This is a genomic window from Bradyrhizobium sp. USDA 3240, from assembly GCF_054063295.1.
The window spans coordinates 3,213,996-3,230,717 of record NZ_JBSSGD010000002.1 but is presented as its reverse complement, the minus strand read 5'-3'; the positions used below and the strand labels follow the sequence as shown (position 1 = coordinate 3,230,717).

Here is a 16,722-nt window from a genome sequence, read left to right as displayed (position 1 = left end):
ATCACGCGAGCGCTGCCCTGAGCACGGAGTGGCCCCGAACAAATCTGATCATGATGGCAACACCCACACACATCACAGCGTCCATGGCGAGCACAACGCCCTCCTGGCCCCAGATCTTGAAGAAAACGCAAGCAATCGGAATATAGATCAACGACTGCCATACCTGCAGCCTCGCCGCTTCCCTGATATTGGAGGTGCCGATAAGCAAGGCGGAGAAGAAGAACTGCAAGGCGCTCAGGACGATGAGCAACGATGCCCCCGTCAGAAACAGATGATCAAGTTCGATCGTTGTATGCAGCCAGATCGACAGCGCAAAATTACCGAACAGCCAGAAGCCCGCTCCTGCCAAGCAAGATCCTGCCAGCAGCATGGCCCCACTGAGGCGCACGATCCGCGTGGCCGACAAATCGTCCCGCATCTTGAGCTTTGTCGCGACGATATTTGAGAGGGGATACGTAAAGGCGATGATGAGCCCTCCATAGGACTGCATCAACCGCATGAATATTCCGAGTTCGGTGACAGCCTCTGGCCCCGCCAAGAAGCCGAAAAGGCCGGTAGCGAGTTGATATAAAATCCCTATCCCGAGGCTGATGATGGTGAAGTCGAGCGAGCTCAGCAGCAGGCGCCGGGCGATCCGGGGCTTCCACCTCCAGTCTCTTGAAAACAGATTCCGGTTCCGGCGGACGACGTCCAGCGCATGGAAGACTGAACCTGGTAAAAAACCGAGACTGAGAAGGACAGCGGCGAAGACGATCGACGGATGGGTCGGAAATACAAAGAGCAGCAACACGAACGATAATACATAACTCGCCAGCTGGAACAGATAGAGCCGATGCAACTGATGGTGCCCTGCATCTATTCCCTCAAAGATCGAGAGGAAGAACCAAAGGGCCAAGCCGAAGAACAGGACCAGAATCGTTGCAATAAACTCGGTGTAGTTTGCGAGAATCGCCTCGTTCAGCGGCGCCAGCCACATGAAAATCATCAAGGCAACCGCTGCAGCTCCAAACAACATGAGATTGAGACCTGCTGCGAGCACCACAGCAAGCGACACGGTTTCAGTCTTGAAGGCGCTCGCACTCCGGCGAGTTCGAGCGACGGCATTTGCGATCACGCGTCCCATGCCGACATTGGCAAACCCGATCCACGAACTGATACTTAGAATAACAAGGAGCAGACCGAACCGCGATGGTCCCAGCTTGCCGAGAACCATCGGAGTGCCCACCAGATTCAAAAGAATTGCGAGCAGCCGCGCGAGCCACCCCGCAAGAGTCGATAACAGTATCGGCTTCATGTCGACCAGCGCATGCGTTGCGGCCCAAGTTCGCAATCAATAGATGATTGCGTCGGTGCGCGAGAAAAACTTTGCTGTCTCTGGTACCTTGCGAACATGAACCGCGGGATTTCCCGCAATCAGCGAGTAAGACTCCGGCTTTAGATGACCCACAACCGAGCCGGCGCTGACCAAGCAACAGTTGGGAACTTTGACGCCCTTGGTAATAAGACAGCCGGATCCAACCATCGTATAGTCGCCGATGATAATTGGCGAACAGGTCTGCCTACACGACAGCGGTTCGATGCCGTGCGTTACCAATTGCGAGCGAACTCCGGCAAGTCCGCTGTACATGCCGAATTCGATTCGATCGGAGCAGTCGATATAATGCTGGTGCGCAATCAGACTCGCACGCTTCATCAGCAACTCCGATCGCCGCCCTGGGTTCTTCTTGAAGAATGGAGAGTTCAGCTTTCGGGAAAGTCCGGTGATCCAATTGAAATTTCCAATCATCGCTCCTTCGTGCATTTCGAGGCTATCGAGACGTCCGATGTAGTTGAAATGACCGACGGAGGCTCCCTTCGCCAAACAAGCCTCATCAGCAAGGACAATCGAAAGGCCGATGCGAGAGTTCGCATCAATCGAAAAGCCGAAGAGATTTTTCAAGGCCCAGCGCCGAAGTGACCAAGGTACGAAGAACAACAAAATCTGAGTGCCCGCCTTCAACATTTCAATGCGCTCCTAAAACGATGGAAGCCGCTACGGCCGGTAACGGCGATATTAATTTCTGACGAAAGGACATCACTCAGTACCGGAAATCGAATTCAGGGCGTCGGCATCCCATACGGCGAGTACCCGCCCGCCCGAGACTCCATCGTCCTTCAGCTGGAACTTCGGAGCAGGAAGTCCGAATGGAGACCTCATCAGGTTGATTCTCCGGAAGTCTCCATCCCGAATATCGGAATTGAACCACACGGAACTGTCGCTGGTCAGCAAGACGTAGTTGAAGCCGGCGGACTTTATGTTGTTGAGGAGCGCTAGAGCATTTTTGAACGAGAGGTGGAAAAGGACTTCACGGCATATCGCCACGTCGCCCCAGCGTTCGAGGGGTTGCTTCGTTGCATCCAGACAGGCAAAGCGCCTCCTGGAATTTTCGTGGACCTCGTTGTGAGAAGCGATCAACGACGGGACAATGTCGATACCGAGGTAGTCGAAATCGCCGGCAACTCGAGACATCCAGTTAAAATCGCCGCAGCCTATATCGACGAGCCTGGTACATCCGACATCTCGCAAGAACTGTGAGAGCTGACGGGTCAATGAGTCGGTAGCGATGGGCGAAGAACCCAAGCCTGAGAGGCTGACCTGCTCCGCATTTTCGATCCAAGTTCCGTTTGCGTAGATATCTGAAAATACCTCATTCAGCTGAGCCTTGTGCATGTGGCTCGTATCACGACCACGCACGCGCCTCGCAACATTGATGATTTCGTTCGCACCAAGGCGAAACAATACGTGGCGAACAATTTCCTTGCAGGACTGCAAATGATCTAGCGGCATATGGGGGGATCCGACGTTGAACTGCGCTGATGATCAGGAGGCATCGGCTGCAGGATGTAGTGATGGCTGCCCTTGCGGCAACCTCGCATGACGCAGTGGAGTTGACGCGTACTGTCGTTTTGCCGAAGGCGTGTACGCCAGAAAGAGCATGAAGAAGAAAGAACCTATAAAACCGATATTGAAATTGTCCGGCTCAAACCACTGGATCAGCAGCGTGGACGCGACCGCCAGCCCGCAGAGCAACGTCCTGCGATCACCGCGCTTCGTGCCAATCCAGATCAGATAGAGTCCGCGGCCGGCTACAACGAGCAGCAAGAGGCCACCGAGCAGCAGGCCGAAGTCCATGAAGTAAGACAAGATGCCGCTATGGACCGCGTGCAGATTATATCGGCTGGAACGGAAGCCGTATCCGAAGAACACATACTCGTCGATCGTGTCGAAGAACACGTTCCACGATTCGGTGCGACCGGTGAATCCCGAAAGAACTCCTCGATTCGGGTCGAACAGCGCCAGATCGTTTGTGACCTTGTCAATCAGCCGGTCGGTGTCGGTAAAGAAGGGCAGGATCAGAAGCGCCACTGGGAGCGTCATCATGAAGGTTGCGAACATGCGAACGTTGATGATCTGCTGCGCGCGACTGAAGAGCGCCCGGTAGTTCGCAAAGGCGAGATACCCAAGGTAGAATAACAGCGTGCCTATCATGATGGTTCGCGCACTGACGACGTAAGTTGCGCCGAAGCAAATCAGAAAAACAGGCAAGCTCACACGCTTGACCACCAACGAGTGGAGCACCAATGCGATATAGGCATATCGGGCATAGTGATTAGGGTGGATCAAACCGACCCATCGATACTCGTGAAATCCCTGAACAACCGCGGCGGCACTGAGGGATGCGGCCAGCGCCAGGAATCCCATCGCGAGCGCGTCGTCCACGCTCTGCGCAGGCGCCTGCCAAAAGCAGAGACAAAGCAGGAAAGCTCCCAGTGTGATGACGTACTGGACAATTTGCCCTGACGACTCGATGTATTCGGCTGCGGCCACCGACGCGAGAACGATCAGGCCAGAGTAGACCAGGAGGAAGATCAGAATCGGCTGCGTTCGGCGGATCGCCGCATACGCGCCGTGACGGGCGAATACCAACAAGCCCAGCAAGAGCGCGGGTACCGCGACGAACAGGCTGAACCCTCCAACATCAGCCTGAGTGGTAAGGCCATTCCGCAAATCCATCAGCTGGGCCGAAGTGGCTTTAATGCCGGGATAGCAGATCGCGACCACATAAAAGGTGAAGCCGAGCCCAGCGGCGTTGAATGCGCCCCCCTTTGCGAGGTTGCGCAGAATCGCGAGATTCTCTGTGACGAAGACCGGTAGTCTCATCGCGGGCCCGGCCCCAGCGGGGGTCGTCTTGAGGAAAAGAAAGTCCGCCTGCACCGGGCCATGCTGCGGATCAACATACTGATTATATACACCTGCCAGCCGAAATCCATGTGCCTCCGTCCAGCGCGAGATATCGCCGAACAGCGGTTGGCCTTCATAGAGATGGATAAACGAGCACTCGATATACAGCGCCTCGAATTGGTTAATGAGATCGGCAGATCCCTCCAGGACGTCCAATTCACCGCCCTGAACGTCGACCTTTAGAAGCGCCGGCCCCCGGATGGTGCCTGCTTCCAGACAGTCCGACAGCCGGCGAACGGCAATCTCATCCATTCGCGCGGTCTGTTCCCCGAATATTTCGCGTTGGGCGGATCCCGGTTTCAGGAGCGACGAGGAATCGTCCTTGCTCGTGACGTAGATCTTGGCCGGCCCGGACGCCGGGCCGATGGCGCAGGGAAACAGCCGAACCCTGTCATCCCTGCCGAGAGCCTCGGTGAAGCGGGCGGCCGGCTCCGATAGGGGCTCGAAGGAATAGATCTGCGCCTGCGGAAACAGCCGCCGCGCCATCACCGCGAACTGCCCCCTGTTCGCGCCGACATCCACGACCGTCTGAAAGGAAAGGCGCGACAGAGCCTCCCTGTGCTCAATGGCGGGAGCGATCCGCATGCTCAATAGCCGCCATAGCGACGGGCGAAGCGCGCAAAACACGCCTTTCTGGATGGTGATCAATTGCATTTTGCGAAATTCCTCTTCCTCAGGCACACGACCCGGAACTCAACCGTACGCCTGTCGATATCGCTCGGACGTTGCCCGGCCGTCGAAGGTTGCCCGGCTGTAGCGAAGGGCTCCCTCACTCATCGCGGACCACTCCTCCGGCCCCATTGCGTGAAGCGCTTCGAGCTTCTCGACGAAGGATTCCGGTTCTGAAAGCGGCAGCGCCCAGCCCGCGTTGCTCGCCGCGACGTCTGTCCAGGGGCTTTTGTCGCTGATCAGCACCGGCAGCCCGAGCGTCAATGCCTCCACGATCGAATGACCGAAATTCTCCCCCAGCGTCGGATGCAGCAGGACGTCATAATCCGCCAGCTGCGCGAACAGTTCGTCCTTGGGCAGGTTTCCCTTGAACGTCACATCGCACTGTCCGGTCCCGGCTCGGGCCATCTCGACGCATTGTTGCGCATAAGAACTGTCATCAACCTCGCCGAAGATATCGAGCGAGGACGCGACGGTGAGGCGGCGCACGACGTCGAGCGCAAAGGTGACGTTCTTCTGCACCGTCACCCGGCCGACCATCGCCATCCTGAGCTGTCCCGGCGGCTTTTCTTTCTTGGTCGGTCGAGGCGCTCCGCTCTCGACGAATTGCGAAACCATCAGCACCTCCTGGCGGCGGAGGTGGTTGCGGCGGATATCGTGCTCTTCCGCGGGAGACCCCGCGAGGTGAACGACCCCGCGATAGAGGCCGGTCAAATCGGCCAGGCGGCAAAACAGCCGCTTCTTCAGGGCGGACGCGGACATGATCACATCCATGAAGATACCGTGCGGCGTGTGGAAGACGCGCTTGCCTCTCAGAAATCCCAGGCGCTTCAGGATGAGCGTTGGAATCGCGACCAGCGGATCGAAGGCGCACTGAATGTCGACGACGTCGAAGTCCTCCCTGACGCGGTCGAAGAGAATGCGCAAGCCGGCAGGGCCCCTCGGAATATACTCGACCGTGGCAGCCCCCATCCGCTCGCGATGAACGGGCGTTTTGAACATGGCGGCGCCACTGGTGAAATCGTGGTTGAGGGTCAAAAGGTGAAACTCATAATCGTCCGACATGTTGTGCATCAGGTTACGGATCGCGGTGGCGGGTCCGAGATGTGACAACGACGGAAAAAAGGACCGATAGACGATCAGAACACGCTTCTTATTCATTTGGACTCGGACAGCGTTGCAAAGCGATCCCCCGGCAGCTGTGCTCCAGCTCGATCCGGGACACGCAATGGAATGTGCTCCGTCAAGCCATGGCGATCGAGCTCGGACGAGATGAGCGCGAGGGTCTCGTCGAGTTGTGACGGCGCAATCCAGTTGCGCAAACGTTCGAGAAGCTGAAGGCTGCCTTGGTACACGACCGCACTGTTGTTCCGGACCTCGGCAGTGGGAATATCGCCGTCAAAGGCCGTGATGGACCCGGCACCCATGAACTTGTTTCCCTCGATCAGATTTCGTTCGGGTCGGAGAAGGTCCGAATGCTTGTAGCCGGCGATTTCGGGATAGCGGCTCGTCCAGCGCTTACTATCGACGGGCAAGCTATACAAATTCCTCACGCTGAGCCCGCCCGGAACGTGCATATGATCGTTGCGCCATACCTGCCACCACGATGCATATCCCAATGCGGCCGCCCAAATCGACGGCGAACTTAGGATGAAGAGATTTGACAGTAAATTGTTATCCTTACCGCCGTTCATCAGTATCCCGTACGGGACGCCCACGATGACGTTGTCGGTGACGAGATTCCCGCTGGAAAACTCGTCGAGATAAATTCCCCGAGCATCGTTAAAGTACTGTCCGCCCGTTCCGAGCAGGACGTTTCGGCGAATAAGGGTGCCCTGGCTGGTGAAGTCGCGTGCGCTGTAGATGAATCCTGAATCGCCCGCTTCGGCAACAAGCTGAGCCAGGAGGTTGTCTTCGATGACATGATCGTTCCCGGAATAGATGATTCCGGACTGCGGTCCGTTGAAGATGACGCTTCGACGTACGCTCATCCCGACGCCATCCAGTTGCACCGCTGGAGCAAAGGTACGGTAAATCTGGGAGAAGTCCTGGATACTGCTGTCCTCGATCGAAATACGCCCCGGTGTCAGGCTGGCGCGGTCACCTCCGGACAGCCACGCCCCGCGCCTGCCGACGGCGCGAATGCTCGCATGATCGATCCGGGAGTCGCTGCAGTTCGTGTAGGCAATTCCATCGGCGCCCGCCAGCTGGACGATAACGTTCGAAAAATTGATCGCCACGCTGTCGCGCACGGTCACGGCGGTCTCGATCGCAAGTTCGAAGACGACGTCTCGGACGGTCAAATTATGAAAGCCGGAAATCGCCAGCAGGGTGTCGAGCACCGGCACCTCGAGGGTCTCGATCGGCTCCTCGGAGCAGAAGTTCAGCGTTCTCGCCGACGCGTCATAGAAAAACGAGTTACATTGGGCAAAGGCTGCCAGATTGTAGAAGGACACCCTCTCGGGAGGTTTGCCGTCTGCTCTCAACCGGCTTCGATCCGTCAGCACGCCACTTGAATTGACGGCAAGGGCCCGTGCGTTCACGAAGAGATAGGAATCAGTGAGGTATCCGCCGATCCAGAGATCGGAGGAGCGGCGCACCCCGTCCGGCAGATCGGCGAACGCCATGGTCGCCGTGTTGCTCCGCGGATCGCCGGCGATCTCGATCACCGGCAGGAAGCCGCTGGTGGGCCACCTTGTGGATCGCAGCAGCGTCTTGCCGTTGGCTCGAATCATCAGCTGCCTCGGCGATATCGTCGAGAGTTTCCTCAGCAGCTTCTGCGCCGTTTCTCCGGGTAAATCGGAAAACGGCAATGTGTACTCGTATCGTCCGTCTCTGGAGCGCGACAGCTTGAGATGGTTCTGTACGAAGGTCGCTCCTGATATCCTGGTGCCGCCGGGCGCGCCGCGGATGATGATGCTGGAGCCCGCGGGCGGCTCGGGACCGGAAATGGCAAGAGGCTGACTCAAGATCTGGGCTTCGGCGGGCAGGTTGATCCTGTACGTCACCGGCGCGGTGCGCTCTTTTCCATCCTTCCGCACGAATTCGATTGCCTCAGCGAGCGAGGCGGCCTTGACCGTGCGTTCCTGGCCGGGAACGCTCGTGGGAGTGCCCTCAACGTTGATGGAAACGTCGTCCGCTCTGCATGCGCTCGTCAGGACTGCCAGCAGCAACGCGAGGCAAGGCTTCGCGAGCCCAGCAACGAGAGGGGACCGGCCCGACGGCATTACGGCAGAATTCATTTCTGACACTCGAATCGAAGGTGTAAGACTTGCCGAGCCTACCAGAGCCGGCATCCAGTAGTTTCATCGTTGGAGGAGGTCAATTGTCCCACCGGAAGCCGGGCCGAATCTGCCTTGCACTTTGCGTGGTTGCGCAGCTTCTCGCCATTGCGAATGCACAGGCGCAGATGCAGCGATCAGGTGTCGGGGCCACCCTTGGCGTAGCCCCACCGCCAGCGGACGATATCTCATCCCGTCGGCACCGCAGCCCGACCGGAGCCGTCTGCCTGAGGCTCAGCGCGGCATCTCGCTCCTTTCCCAACAACGACCGTCTGTTCAATCATTGGATCTATGCCGAGAACATCTGCGGCGATCGTGTTAGGGTCCAGGTATGTTACTATGGCACGCGAAACTGCATCGACATGGATATTGGAGGCCACGAGCGGAAAGAAGCCATCCTTGGGACCCTACCAGCGACCAAGGATTTTCGGTATGAGTATTCGGAACGCTTCTAGATTTCGGAACGCTTCCAGATGACGACTCTGGACAGGAAAATTGAGGGGGAATTTCAGATGCTGAAGTCGATCGTCGCCGCGGCCCTGCTGACGATGTCTGCGGGCGCGGCCATTGCAGCCGATTACTCCATTATACCGCAGCCGCAGCGCGTAGCTCCGCGCCGCGCGGCGGTCGATGTATGCCACGTTGAGCGCTGCGGCCCCCGCGGCTGCCGGGTCGTCAATCTCTGCCGCTGTCCGGATCGTTATGCCTGCTACGGGCTCTACGACGCATACCGGCCCTATGGCGGCACGGCTTTCCTCAGCGTCTATACCGAATACTGATCTGTTCGGCCTTGTCTGGGATGGGAGCCCGGCTCCCCTCCCGGCTTTGCACAATCGCCGTCGGCCTGCCGGAGCGAAGACACCTCACCACGCGTTGCGGTAGGTCTTGCCCGAGAACAGGGTCAGCAAGATGATCTTGAGATCAAGCAGCAGCGACCAATTGTCGATGTAGTAGAGATCGTGCTCGATCCGGTTCTGCATCTTCTCGAGCGTATTGGTCTCGCCCCTCAATCCGTTGACCTGAGCCCATCCTGTCAGTCCCGGCTTGACCGTATGCCGCCGATCGAAGCTGTCGATGCGCGGAGTGAAGAGCTCGTTGTGCGTGATCGCGTGCGGCCGCGGCCCAACGACGGACATGTCACCCCGAAGAATGTTCCAGAGTTGCGGCAGTTCATCGATCCCGGTCTTGCGGAAGATGCGGCCGATCCTGGTTACGCGCGAATCGCCCTTCGATGCCTGTCGAAATTCGGCACTGTCGGACACGTACATCGTTCTGAATTTGAGAACGCGGATTGCTTCGTTGTTATAGCCGTGGCGGATCTGGACGAAGAGAACCGGTCCCCTCGAATCGAGCTTCACGGCCAGCGCCGAGAGCAGCAGCAGGGGAGACAACACAATCAGCCCCGCGGCCGCCGCCACGATATCAAATGCCCGCTTGACGACGAGGTCGAAGACGGACAGCGGTCGGCGCGACATGGTGAAGGTGGCGAGGCCGCCGATGTCGGCCGTCTGCGCGTTCGCCCAGAAGATGTCCCTATGCGTCGGCACCGCGTAAACGTCGGCGGGGATCTGCCTCAGGAGCGACAGCAGCATCCCGACGCTTCCGTCCTCCTGCTTTCGATCGACGAGCAGGATGATGCTATCGGGTTGCAGAACCCGACACCGTTCGACCAGACTTGCGCCGGTCGCGCGATCGAAATGGGCTGCCTCCCCGGACGCGGCGTCCCAGCCGAGCGGGCAGGCAAGAACTTCCAGACCTCCGCCCGACTTCCGCAACTGGCTTGCACAAGCATCGCAATCGTCGTTGCGCCCGACGAGCACCACGCGCTGCCTCTGAAGCAGTCCCTCCTCAGCGGCATTCTGGAATGTGCGATAGGCCGCCAGCCGGACCAACCCGACCGCCGTCAAGCAGCTCACGAACTGCAAGATCAAGGTGCCGCGGGAGTAAACGTCCGAGAGCTTGAAAATGAACAGAAGTGAGGTCAGGAGAACGAACGTGGTGGCCGCGGCTCCGATTCCTGCGGAAGCGAACCGGATCTCCCGCTGCTTCTCCAGATGCAGGAATTGACCAGCCATTGCGGCAATGCAGACCTCCGCCGCCCCGATGAAGCAGGATGCCAGCAGATAGACCTTCACGCGTAAGCCGGGTGTCGATGCGAGTACGTGGTACACCCAAGCCGATGCGAAAGCGGTCATCGCAACGCAGGTGAACTCGACAATGCTTATCAAAACAAAAGCGAGACCCGCGCGCGCCGGCAGCGAGGCTGTCATGGAACGCCAGAGGGCGTTCTGCTTGGGCTCTGGGCAGCTATGGGGGAGGAGGGCGCCCCTCTCGACAATATTCGTCACTGAAAACAACCACAAAATACGTAATGGTAGTAAGAATTTGGTAACCTTACCGTATCTGTACTTGCTCGAAAAGCCGATTTCGAGGGCAGCCGCTGATCAATTTTTTCGCCGCGGCGTTGAACTTTTCGTACGTCGGACATACGCCGCGCTCGGCATTCGGTGCCCGAGGGAGGGCTGCCTCAGGCTTTTTTTCGAAGATGAACCAAGGCTTGCCTGACGAAGGTGTACCAAGACTGGACGGATGTTAAGATGACCATCGTCACGTTGCTCGCTGGTGTGATCGGCCTTTGCTGATCGGCAACGCCCGCTGCCACCAGCTAGCCTTGCTGCCCGCGCACGCCGCAATCCTGGTCACGGACACCGCGCTTGCGATTCTGGTGGACCTTGGGGTCTGGACGGCGCTCCAGATGGTCGCGTTAACCATAATAAGTTTGCGGCCAGGCTATTTCGCTTCCGTTCCGGAAGGGCTCGCCTGGCACAATGCCCTTCGCGTCAAAGCGATCACCCTCGGCTCGCCCCGCCCGAATTTCTGATATTGGTGGCGGGCTGGCAGCCCTCTCGAATACGCCTGTCGGTACCTCCACAACCGCTGGTCACATTGGTGCATCGCGACTATGCAGGCTCAGCCCGGTCAATCGCTGCCGTCTGGCTTCCTCACTTCCCCACAGCTGCGCTTCTACGCGGTCGGAGACATCCACGGACGGCTGGATCTGCTTGAGAAGGTTAACGCCAGGATCGAGACCGACTTGAAGAGAAGGCCCTGTTGGCGCTCTGTCCGGGTGTTCCTGGGCGACTATGTCGATCGCGGTCCGCATTCGCGGGAGGTGTTGGACTACCTGATGGCACTCGAGGGGACCTGCGATACCGTCTTCATCTTGGGCAACCACGAAACGTTCCTGACGGATTTCATCCAGGATCCGACGGTCCTGCCGACATGGCTTTCCGTCGGCGGCCTGGAGACCCTGATATCCTATGGCATCCGCCCACCGCGCAACCCGAGCCCGGCCGACCAGTCGCGGCTGGCGGCAGAGTTCGCCGAAGCGCTGCCCGTCTCACACCTGAATTTCATTCGAAACTTGAGACCCTGCTTCGCCTTCGATGACGTGTTCTTTGTGCATGCAGGGGTTCGACCCGGCGTACCGCTGAGCAAGCAATCGCTGACGGATCTGTGCTGGATACGCGACGATTTTCTGCTGCATGACGGGTTGTTCGAGCGGCTCGTCATCCATGGACACACCCCGGTCCGCACCCCCGAAATTCGACCGAACCGTATCAACATCGATACCGGCGCCTACGCCACGGGGCAGCTGACCTGTATGTGGATCGAAGGCGGCCGGATGGGCTTTCTCTGAGCAGAGAGTCTCATTCCGCGCAGACAACATGCTGCGATCACGGAGCGATGCCCAGTAGCTCGGGTTCTTCGGAGCCTGAATGCGGACAATGAGTTTCGTGAACCGCGGTGAAAGCGCTAGTCAGTGCTGACGGCATTCGGAAACGAAGGTTCCGTTCGCCGCCGTTAGCCGTTCCAGGCAATGGCGCGGATCCTTGACGTCGCCGCCAACGATAAAATCATAAAGCTGTCCCTTGACGACCAGGCCATAACGGCCTGGAGACAGAGCGGCCCCGCCACTTTCCGGCTGAATCTCGTACATCTCGGCATTCTCTTTGATCGGCGAGACGCGATAGGGAAATGAAATGTTCCGAATGTACCACCCTTCGTCGGCTGTCGTGATCGGCTTGCCGGCAGCGTCGTAGGAGATGGAGTGGGCGACCTTCGCAATGATCCGGATTTCGGCGCGCTCCGGAATATTCAAGGCCGCCTCACGCCGATAGACGATGAACTTGAGATTACCGTCGCGAAGAACGGGCTGCTTGGTGATTCCCATTGTCGGCGAAATCGCGACCCGCGCGTCCTGGGCCTTGTTCGGCAATGGATTCAATTCGAAGAGTTTGTTCTCGCTCAATGCATAGACGCCAAAATCCGAGGGCAACAGCCGCGAGGGCTTCGCTGGCTCGGCCACGGCGACAGCGTCGGGAGGCTTGGGGGGAGCCACAGCGGCAGTCTTGTTGAGCTGTGACCTTCCGATGTGCGCGATATCGTCGCGGTAGACGACCGCAAGCAAGCCGCCGATCATGGGCACGAGGACGGCCAGTACCACACCGATCACTGCAAGGGACCCGGTTCGCGCTTTGCGCCTGGAAGCAGAACGGTCAAGTGCGCGAGGCTCGGGGTCGGACCATATCGTCTGGGTGGCGTCCTTCGCGTACTCCATCGCGGAGTCCGAAATCGCCAAGGGCAAAGGCGCCGCGCCCAGAGGAACCGGCAGCTGCTTGTCATTATTCCTTGAAAAGCTCTCGACGCCATGGATGGCCGCTTCCAGCGCCTTCCTGGCCTTCGCCTCCTCGTCGGCAGGCATCCCTGTAGAAAGCAGCTGTTCGCTCAGCTTGTACCGCGCCAGGTCGTAAACCGTCTGGCGCAAACTATCCTGATCGGTACTGACCGATGTGATGATCCGAGACAGGACAAGCGCAAACTCAACTTCAGGCATAGGAGCGTCACCGGCCTGCCCAGGTACCTGCTCGAGATCGCGCTTATTCATGCAAGCCGTTTCTATCTGCCCGGACGTGTTGCCCCTTGGCGGGATCGTGGATCTTCCCGCCATATCCCACACTCCGGGACCAGACATCTAGGGGCGGATCGTGGCCTTCCTGCAACCCGGGCCGCTTCCTAGACGATGAAATGAAATTCCTGCCAGGCGCTCCAGATCATACCGTCGTTGGCGCGAACCCAGAGGTCGTCAGATACGGTGCCGCCATCGAAAGTCGTGCTGGCGAGTTGCGCCGCACTGACGTTGATTGCGGTGTTGACCGGCTGCGCCGTCCCGCCGATGCTCCAGTGGCCGCTGCTTGCCGACGGCGTCGAATCCCAGACTTGATATTGGGGGATGCTGTCCCCGTCGGCATCCGTGACCGAGAACAGGCTCGATGCGGCCACGCTCTGGTTGGCGGTCGCGTGGAAGTCGGACGCCGAGACGACCGGAGCATGGTCGATCGGTGCGTTGACGTGAAATTCCTTCCACGGCCCCCAGGCGAAGCCGTCGTAGGCCCTCGCCCAGAGATCGTCTGAACCGGAGCCGCTCTGAAAGCTCGTGTTCGGGAGCTGGGCTGCCGTCACATCGATTGCGACATTGCTGCCCTGAGCTACTCCGGCGACCACCCAGTGCCCGCTGCTGGGATCCGACGTCGAATCCCACAGCTGATACTTCGTGATGGTGTCTCCATCCGCGTCGGCGGTCGAGAACAGCGCAGAGGCCGCGATATCCTGGCCGTGGCTCGCTGAAAAGTCGGCGGCCGACACGATCGGAAGATTGTCGGCCGGCGCGTTGACGTGAAATTCCTTCCAGCTGCTCCACATCAAGCCATCGAAGGCGCGCACCCAGAGATCGTCGGAGCCTGAACCGCTCTGGAACGATGTGCTGGCCAATTGGGCCGCGCTCACATCGATGCTCTGGCCCGCGGGCTGTGTCACGCCGGCCACGACGAAATGCCCGCTGGCAGGATCGGCGGTCGAGTCCCAGAACTGATAGTGGGCGATCGTATCGTTGTCGGCATCGCTGACCGTGAACAGGCTCGAGGCGGCGATGTCCTGGCCGTGCGTTGCGGTTACGTCCGACGCGCTCAACACGGGCGCGTGATCGATCGGCGCGTTGACGTGGAATTCCTTCCAGGCCCCCCATGTCGTGCCGTCATTGGCTCGCACCCACAGATCATCCGAGCCGGAGCCCGACTGAAACGAGGTGCTCGCCAATTGAGCAGGCGTAACATCGATGGCGACGTTAGTGGCCTGCGCCACTCCGCCGACCACCCAGTGACCGCTGGCTGGATCGCTCGTTGAATCCCAAACCTGGTAGGCGGTGATTGTGTCGCCATCGGCGTCGCTCACGCTGAAGAGGCTGGATGCGGCGATATCCTGGCCGTGGGTTGCCGACACGTCGGTCGCGCTGACCACCGGCGCATGATCCGGACCCGGGGTGGCCGTGAACGGTACCCATGCTCCCCACAGCGTGCCATCGTAAGCCCTGACCCAGAGCTGGTCCGGAGCCGAGCCAAATTGGTAGCTCGTGTGGGCAAGCTGCGCAGGAGTGAGGTCGATTTCCGCATTGGTGGCCTGAACGGCACCATTCACCACCCATGCGCCGTTGCTGTCCCAGAGTGCGTATTGGGTGATCGTATCGTTGTCGGCATCGCTGACCGTGAACAGGCTCGAAGCCGCGACCGAGATTTGCCCGTGGGCTGCCGTGAAGCTGGAAGCAAAAGCAACCGGAGCGTGATCCGGACCTGGCGTGGCCGTGAACGGGACCCATGCTCCCCAGAGATATCCATCATAGGCCCGCACCCAGAGCGTGTCCGGCGCCGCACCGAATACATAGCTCACTTGCGGAAGGTTGGCGGCCGAGACGTCGATCTCGGCGTTGGTGGCTTGTGCGGCACCGTTGATCGCCCAGTGCCCGTGGCCCTCGGTGTCCCAGAATGCATATTGGGTGATGGTGTCGCCATCCGCGTCACTGGCCGAGAACAGCGAGGATTCAGCCACCGAGAGCTGCCCGCGCGAACCGGTCACGTTGGTTGCCGTGACCACGGGCGCATGATCGACCGGCGAAATCACGAAGGATTTCCAGTCGCTCCAAAAATAGCCGTCGAAGGCTCTCACCCACAGCGTGTCCGAACCAGGTCCAGCCTGGTAACTCGCTTGGGCCAGTTGCGACGCGCTGATGTCGATCTCGGTGTTCGTGCCCTGGGCTATTCCTCCCACGGTCCAGTGACCGTTGCCATTGGTGTCCCAGAAGGAATATTCGGTGATGGAATCGCCCGCGGCCATGTTCACCGAGAACAACGATGAGGCCGCATAGACCTGATTTCGGGCGGCGGACTGATCGCTGGCGGTCACGACCGGTGTCGTCCGGATGCTGTATCCGAGGTCCTTCAGAACTCCGATGTCGAGGTTGGAGATCGCGTACTGGTAATTGGGGTAGAAAACGATCCCGTTCATCAGGTCCAGCGTGAGCGGGTCCTTGACGGTCGACGGGGTGGCGTAGAGGTCGGATTGCTGGTTGCCGAAATGGTAATAGTTCTGGGTCGTGCTGTCTGTGGTCAGGGGCACCGGGCCGCCGTAGGCGGCCTCGGCATTGGCGCCGACAAAGTAGGCGCCGGTTGCGGTCTTTTGAATCAGGTTGTCGAACGTGGATTCGTAGGCGCCGGCCAACTGTCCGCTCTGGCTGTACCAGCCCGTCATGCCGAAGCCGTGCATGAGCTCGTGCAGAAAAACGTTGATCGGATTGATCACGTTCCCAGGCACCTGACTGGACCAGCTCAGGCCATAGTCGAGGTCGATGTACTGGAAGTAGCCGGGATCGATGTTGATGGTGATGTCGCTTGTCGTTCCAGGGACGTGCTGTCCCGCGGTCAGCTCGTACTGGCTTGACGGCTCATACACCGCGAGCCCGCCATTCGTGCCCACCAAGTAGCTGGAGGTGGGCCCGCCGTCGGCACGGCCAACGGAGGTGGGCAGGATGTTGAGTGACACCACCATGGTGCCAACGCCCAGGATATATCGCTGCCAGATGTTGAGGGCCTGCTCGAGATCGTAAACAAGAGACGTGTCGGCAGATCCGCCTACGTTCGATGAATCGTTTAATGTTACGGAATAATTCCAAGTCATCTTGGTCGAGCTTTCAATCTATGGTAGCGTAGCAATAATTGACAATATTCATGCGGACCGGTCACTGGGTAGTTAATAGACGCCAAATGGCCGGCCCCGGACAAGGCGGTGCGTGAGGCTGTTCATGTACAGGGCCTCTGGCGCGATTGGGTTGGGGCATCACCTTGGGGCGTCACCTTGGGGCATCACACAGAGTCCGGCCATTCTTTGCATGCGGCAAGATCGGAAGGGCATGACCCTCTTATAAGCGATAAGGCCGACGCGATCATCCCCGTGACCCCGGTGACGGCCATGCCGGGTGCCGCGATCCGTAAGACTACGGAGCCTGGTTCGGCTTTCCGAGCGGTTCCGTAATGGACTCCAGGATCGGCATGATGTTGCTCGCGAATTCGGTATGGCCGGTGATAACGCCAATTGCATCTC

At 59.1% G+C, this 16,722-nt stretch carries 12 protein-coding genes; 3 read left to right on the top strand and 9 right to left on the bottom strand.

What is annotated here, in order from left to right; all coding sequences use genetic code 11:
* Position 1: 1 nt before the first annotated feature.
* The 6 genes from ACVIGA_RS16045 to ACVIGA_RS16020 all read right to left on the bottom strand — a co-directional run bounded on the left by ACVIGA_RS16045 (position 2) and on the right by ACVIGA_RS16020 (position 8,193).
* Complete coding sequence (locus ACVIGA_RS16045) at positions 2–1,294, bottom strand: lipopolysaccharide biosynthesis protein (RefSeq protein ID WP_456667115.1); 1,293 nt, start codon at positions 1,292–1,294, stop codon at positions 2–4.
* 36 nt (positions 1,295–1,330) lie between these two features.
* Positions 1,331–2,002: an acyltransferase gene (locus ACVIGA_RS16040; RefSeq protein WP_456667114.1), complete on the bottom strand. Its 672-nt coding sequence runs from the start codon at positions 2,000–2,002 to the stop codon at positions 1,331–1,333.
* 72 nt (positions 2,003–2,074) lie between these two features.
* Entirely contained in the window at positions 2,075–2,827 is a 753-nt protein-coding gene (locus ACVIGA_RS16035; protein WP_456667113.1) for a methyltransferase domain-containing protein, read from the bottom strand.
* A 33-nt stretch (positions 2,828–2,860) separates the two neighbouring features.
* Positions 2,861–4,936 carry an FkbM family methyltransferase gene (locus ACVIGA_RS16030; protein ID WP_456667112.1) on the bottom strand — a complete coding sequence of 692 codons (2,076 nt, stop codon included), beginning with the start codon at positions 4,934–4,936 and terminating at the stop codon, positions 2,861–2,863.
* Positions 4,937–4,975: 39 nt separating this feature from the next.
* A complete protein-coding gene (locus ACVIGA_RS16025) occupies positions 4,976–6,112 on the bottom strand; it encodes a glycosyltransferase family 4 protein (protein ID WP_456667111.1) in 1,137 nt (378 codons plus the stop codon).
* Positions 6,109–8,193 carry a right-handed parallel beta-helix repeat-containing protein gene (locus tag ACVIGA_RS16020; protein ID WP_456667110.1) on the bottom strand — a complete coding sequence of 695 codons (2,085 nt, stop codon included), beginning with the start codon at positions 8,191–8,193 and terminating at the stop codon, positions 6,109–6,111. Before ACVIGA_RS16020 ends, ACVIGA_RS16025 begins: the two co-directional genes overlap by 4 nt.
* Before the next feature lie 551 nt (positions 8,194–8,744).
* Here ACVIGA_RS16020 and ACVIGA_RS16015 point away from each other — a divergent pair.
* A complete protein-coding gene (locus ACVIGA_RS16015; RefSeq protein ID WP_456667109.1) occupies positions 8,745–9,011 on the top strand; it encodes a hypothetical protein in 267 nt (88 codons plus the stop codon).
* Positions 9,012–9,095: 84 nt separating this feature from the next.
* Here ACVIGA_RS16015 and ACVIGA_RS16010 read toward each other — a convergent pair whose 3' ends face one another.
* A complete protein-coding gene (locus ACVIGA_RS16010) occupies positions 9,096–10,502 on the bottom strand; it encodes an exopolysaccharide biosynthesis polyprenyl glycosylphosphotransferase (protein WP_456667108.1) in 1,407 nt (468 codons plus the stop codon).
* A gap of 365 nt (positions 10,503–10,867) precedes the next feature.
* Between ACVIGA_RS16010 and ACVIGA_RS16005 the strand changes: the two genes are divergently transcribed.
* Positions 10,868–11,113 (top strand): hypothetical protein, encoded by a 246-nt coding sequence (locus ACVIGA_RS16005; protein ID WP_456667107.1) that lies wholly within the window; start codon positions 10,868–10,870, stop codon positions 11,111–11,113.
* A gap of 81 nt (positions 11,114–11,194) precedes the next feature.
* Positions 11,195–11,932, top strand: coding sequence for a metallophosphoesterase family protein (locus ACVIGA_RS16000; RefSeq protein WP_456667106.1), 738 nt, complete (start codon positions 11,195–11,197; stop codon positions 11,930–11,932).
* A gap of 120 nt (positions 11,933–12,052) precedes the next feature.
* On the opposite strand, the gene ACVIGA_RS15995 is transcribed toward ACVIGA_RS16000, so the two are convergent.
* Together ACVIGA_RS15995 and ACVIGA_RS15990 are read right to left on the bottom strand one after the other, a co-directional pair.
* The gene (locus ACVIGA_RS15995) at positions 12,053–13,180 is read right to left on the bottom strand and encodes a hypothetical protein (RefSeq protein WP_456667105.1); all 1,128 of its coding nucleotides are present in this window, start codon (positions 13,178–13,180) and stop codon (positions 12,053–12,055) included.
* 128 nt (positions 13,181–13,308) lie between these two features.
* Positions 13,309–16,299 (bottom strand): hypothetical protein, encoded by a 2,991-nt coding sequence (locus tag ACVIGA_RS15990; RefSeq protein ID WP_456667104.1) that lies wholly within the window; start codon positions 16,297–16,299, stop codon positions 13,309–13,311.
* Between the last annotated feature and the right edge of the window lie 423 nt (positions 16,300–16,722).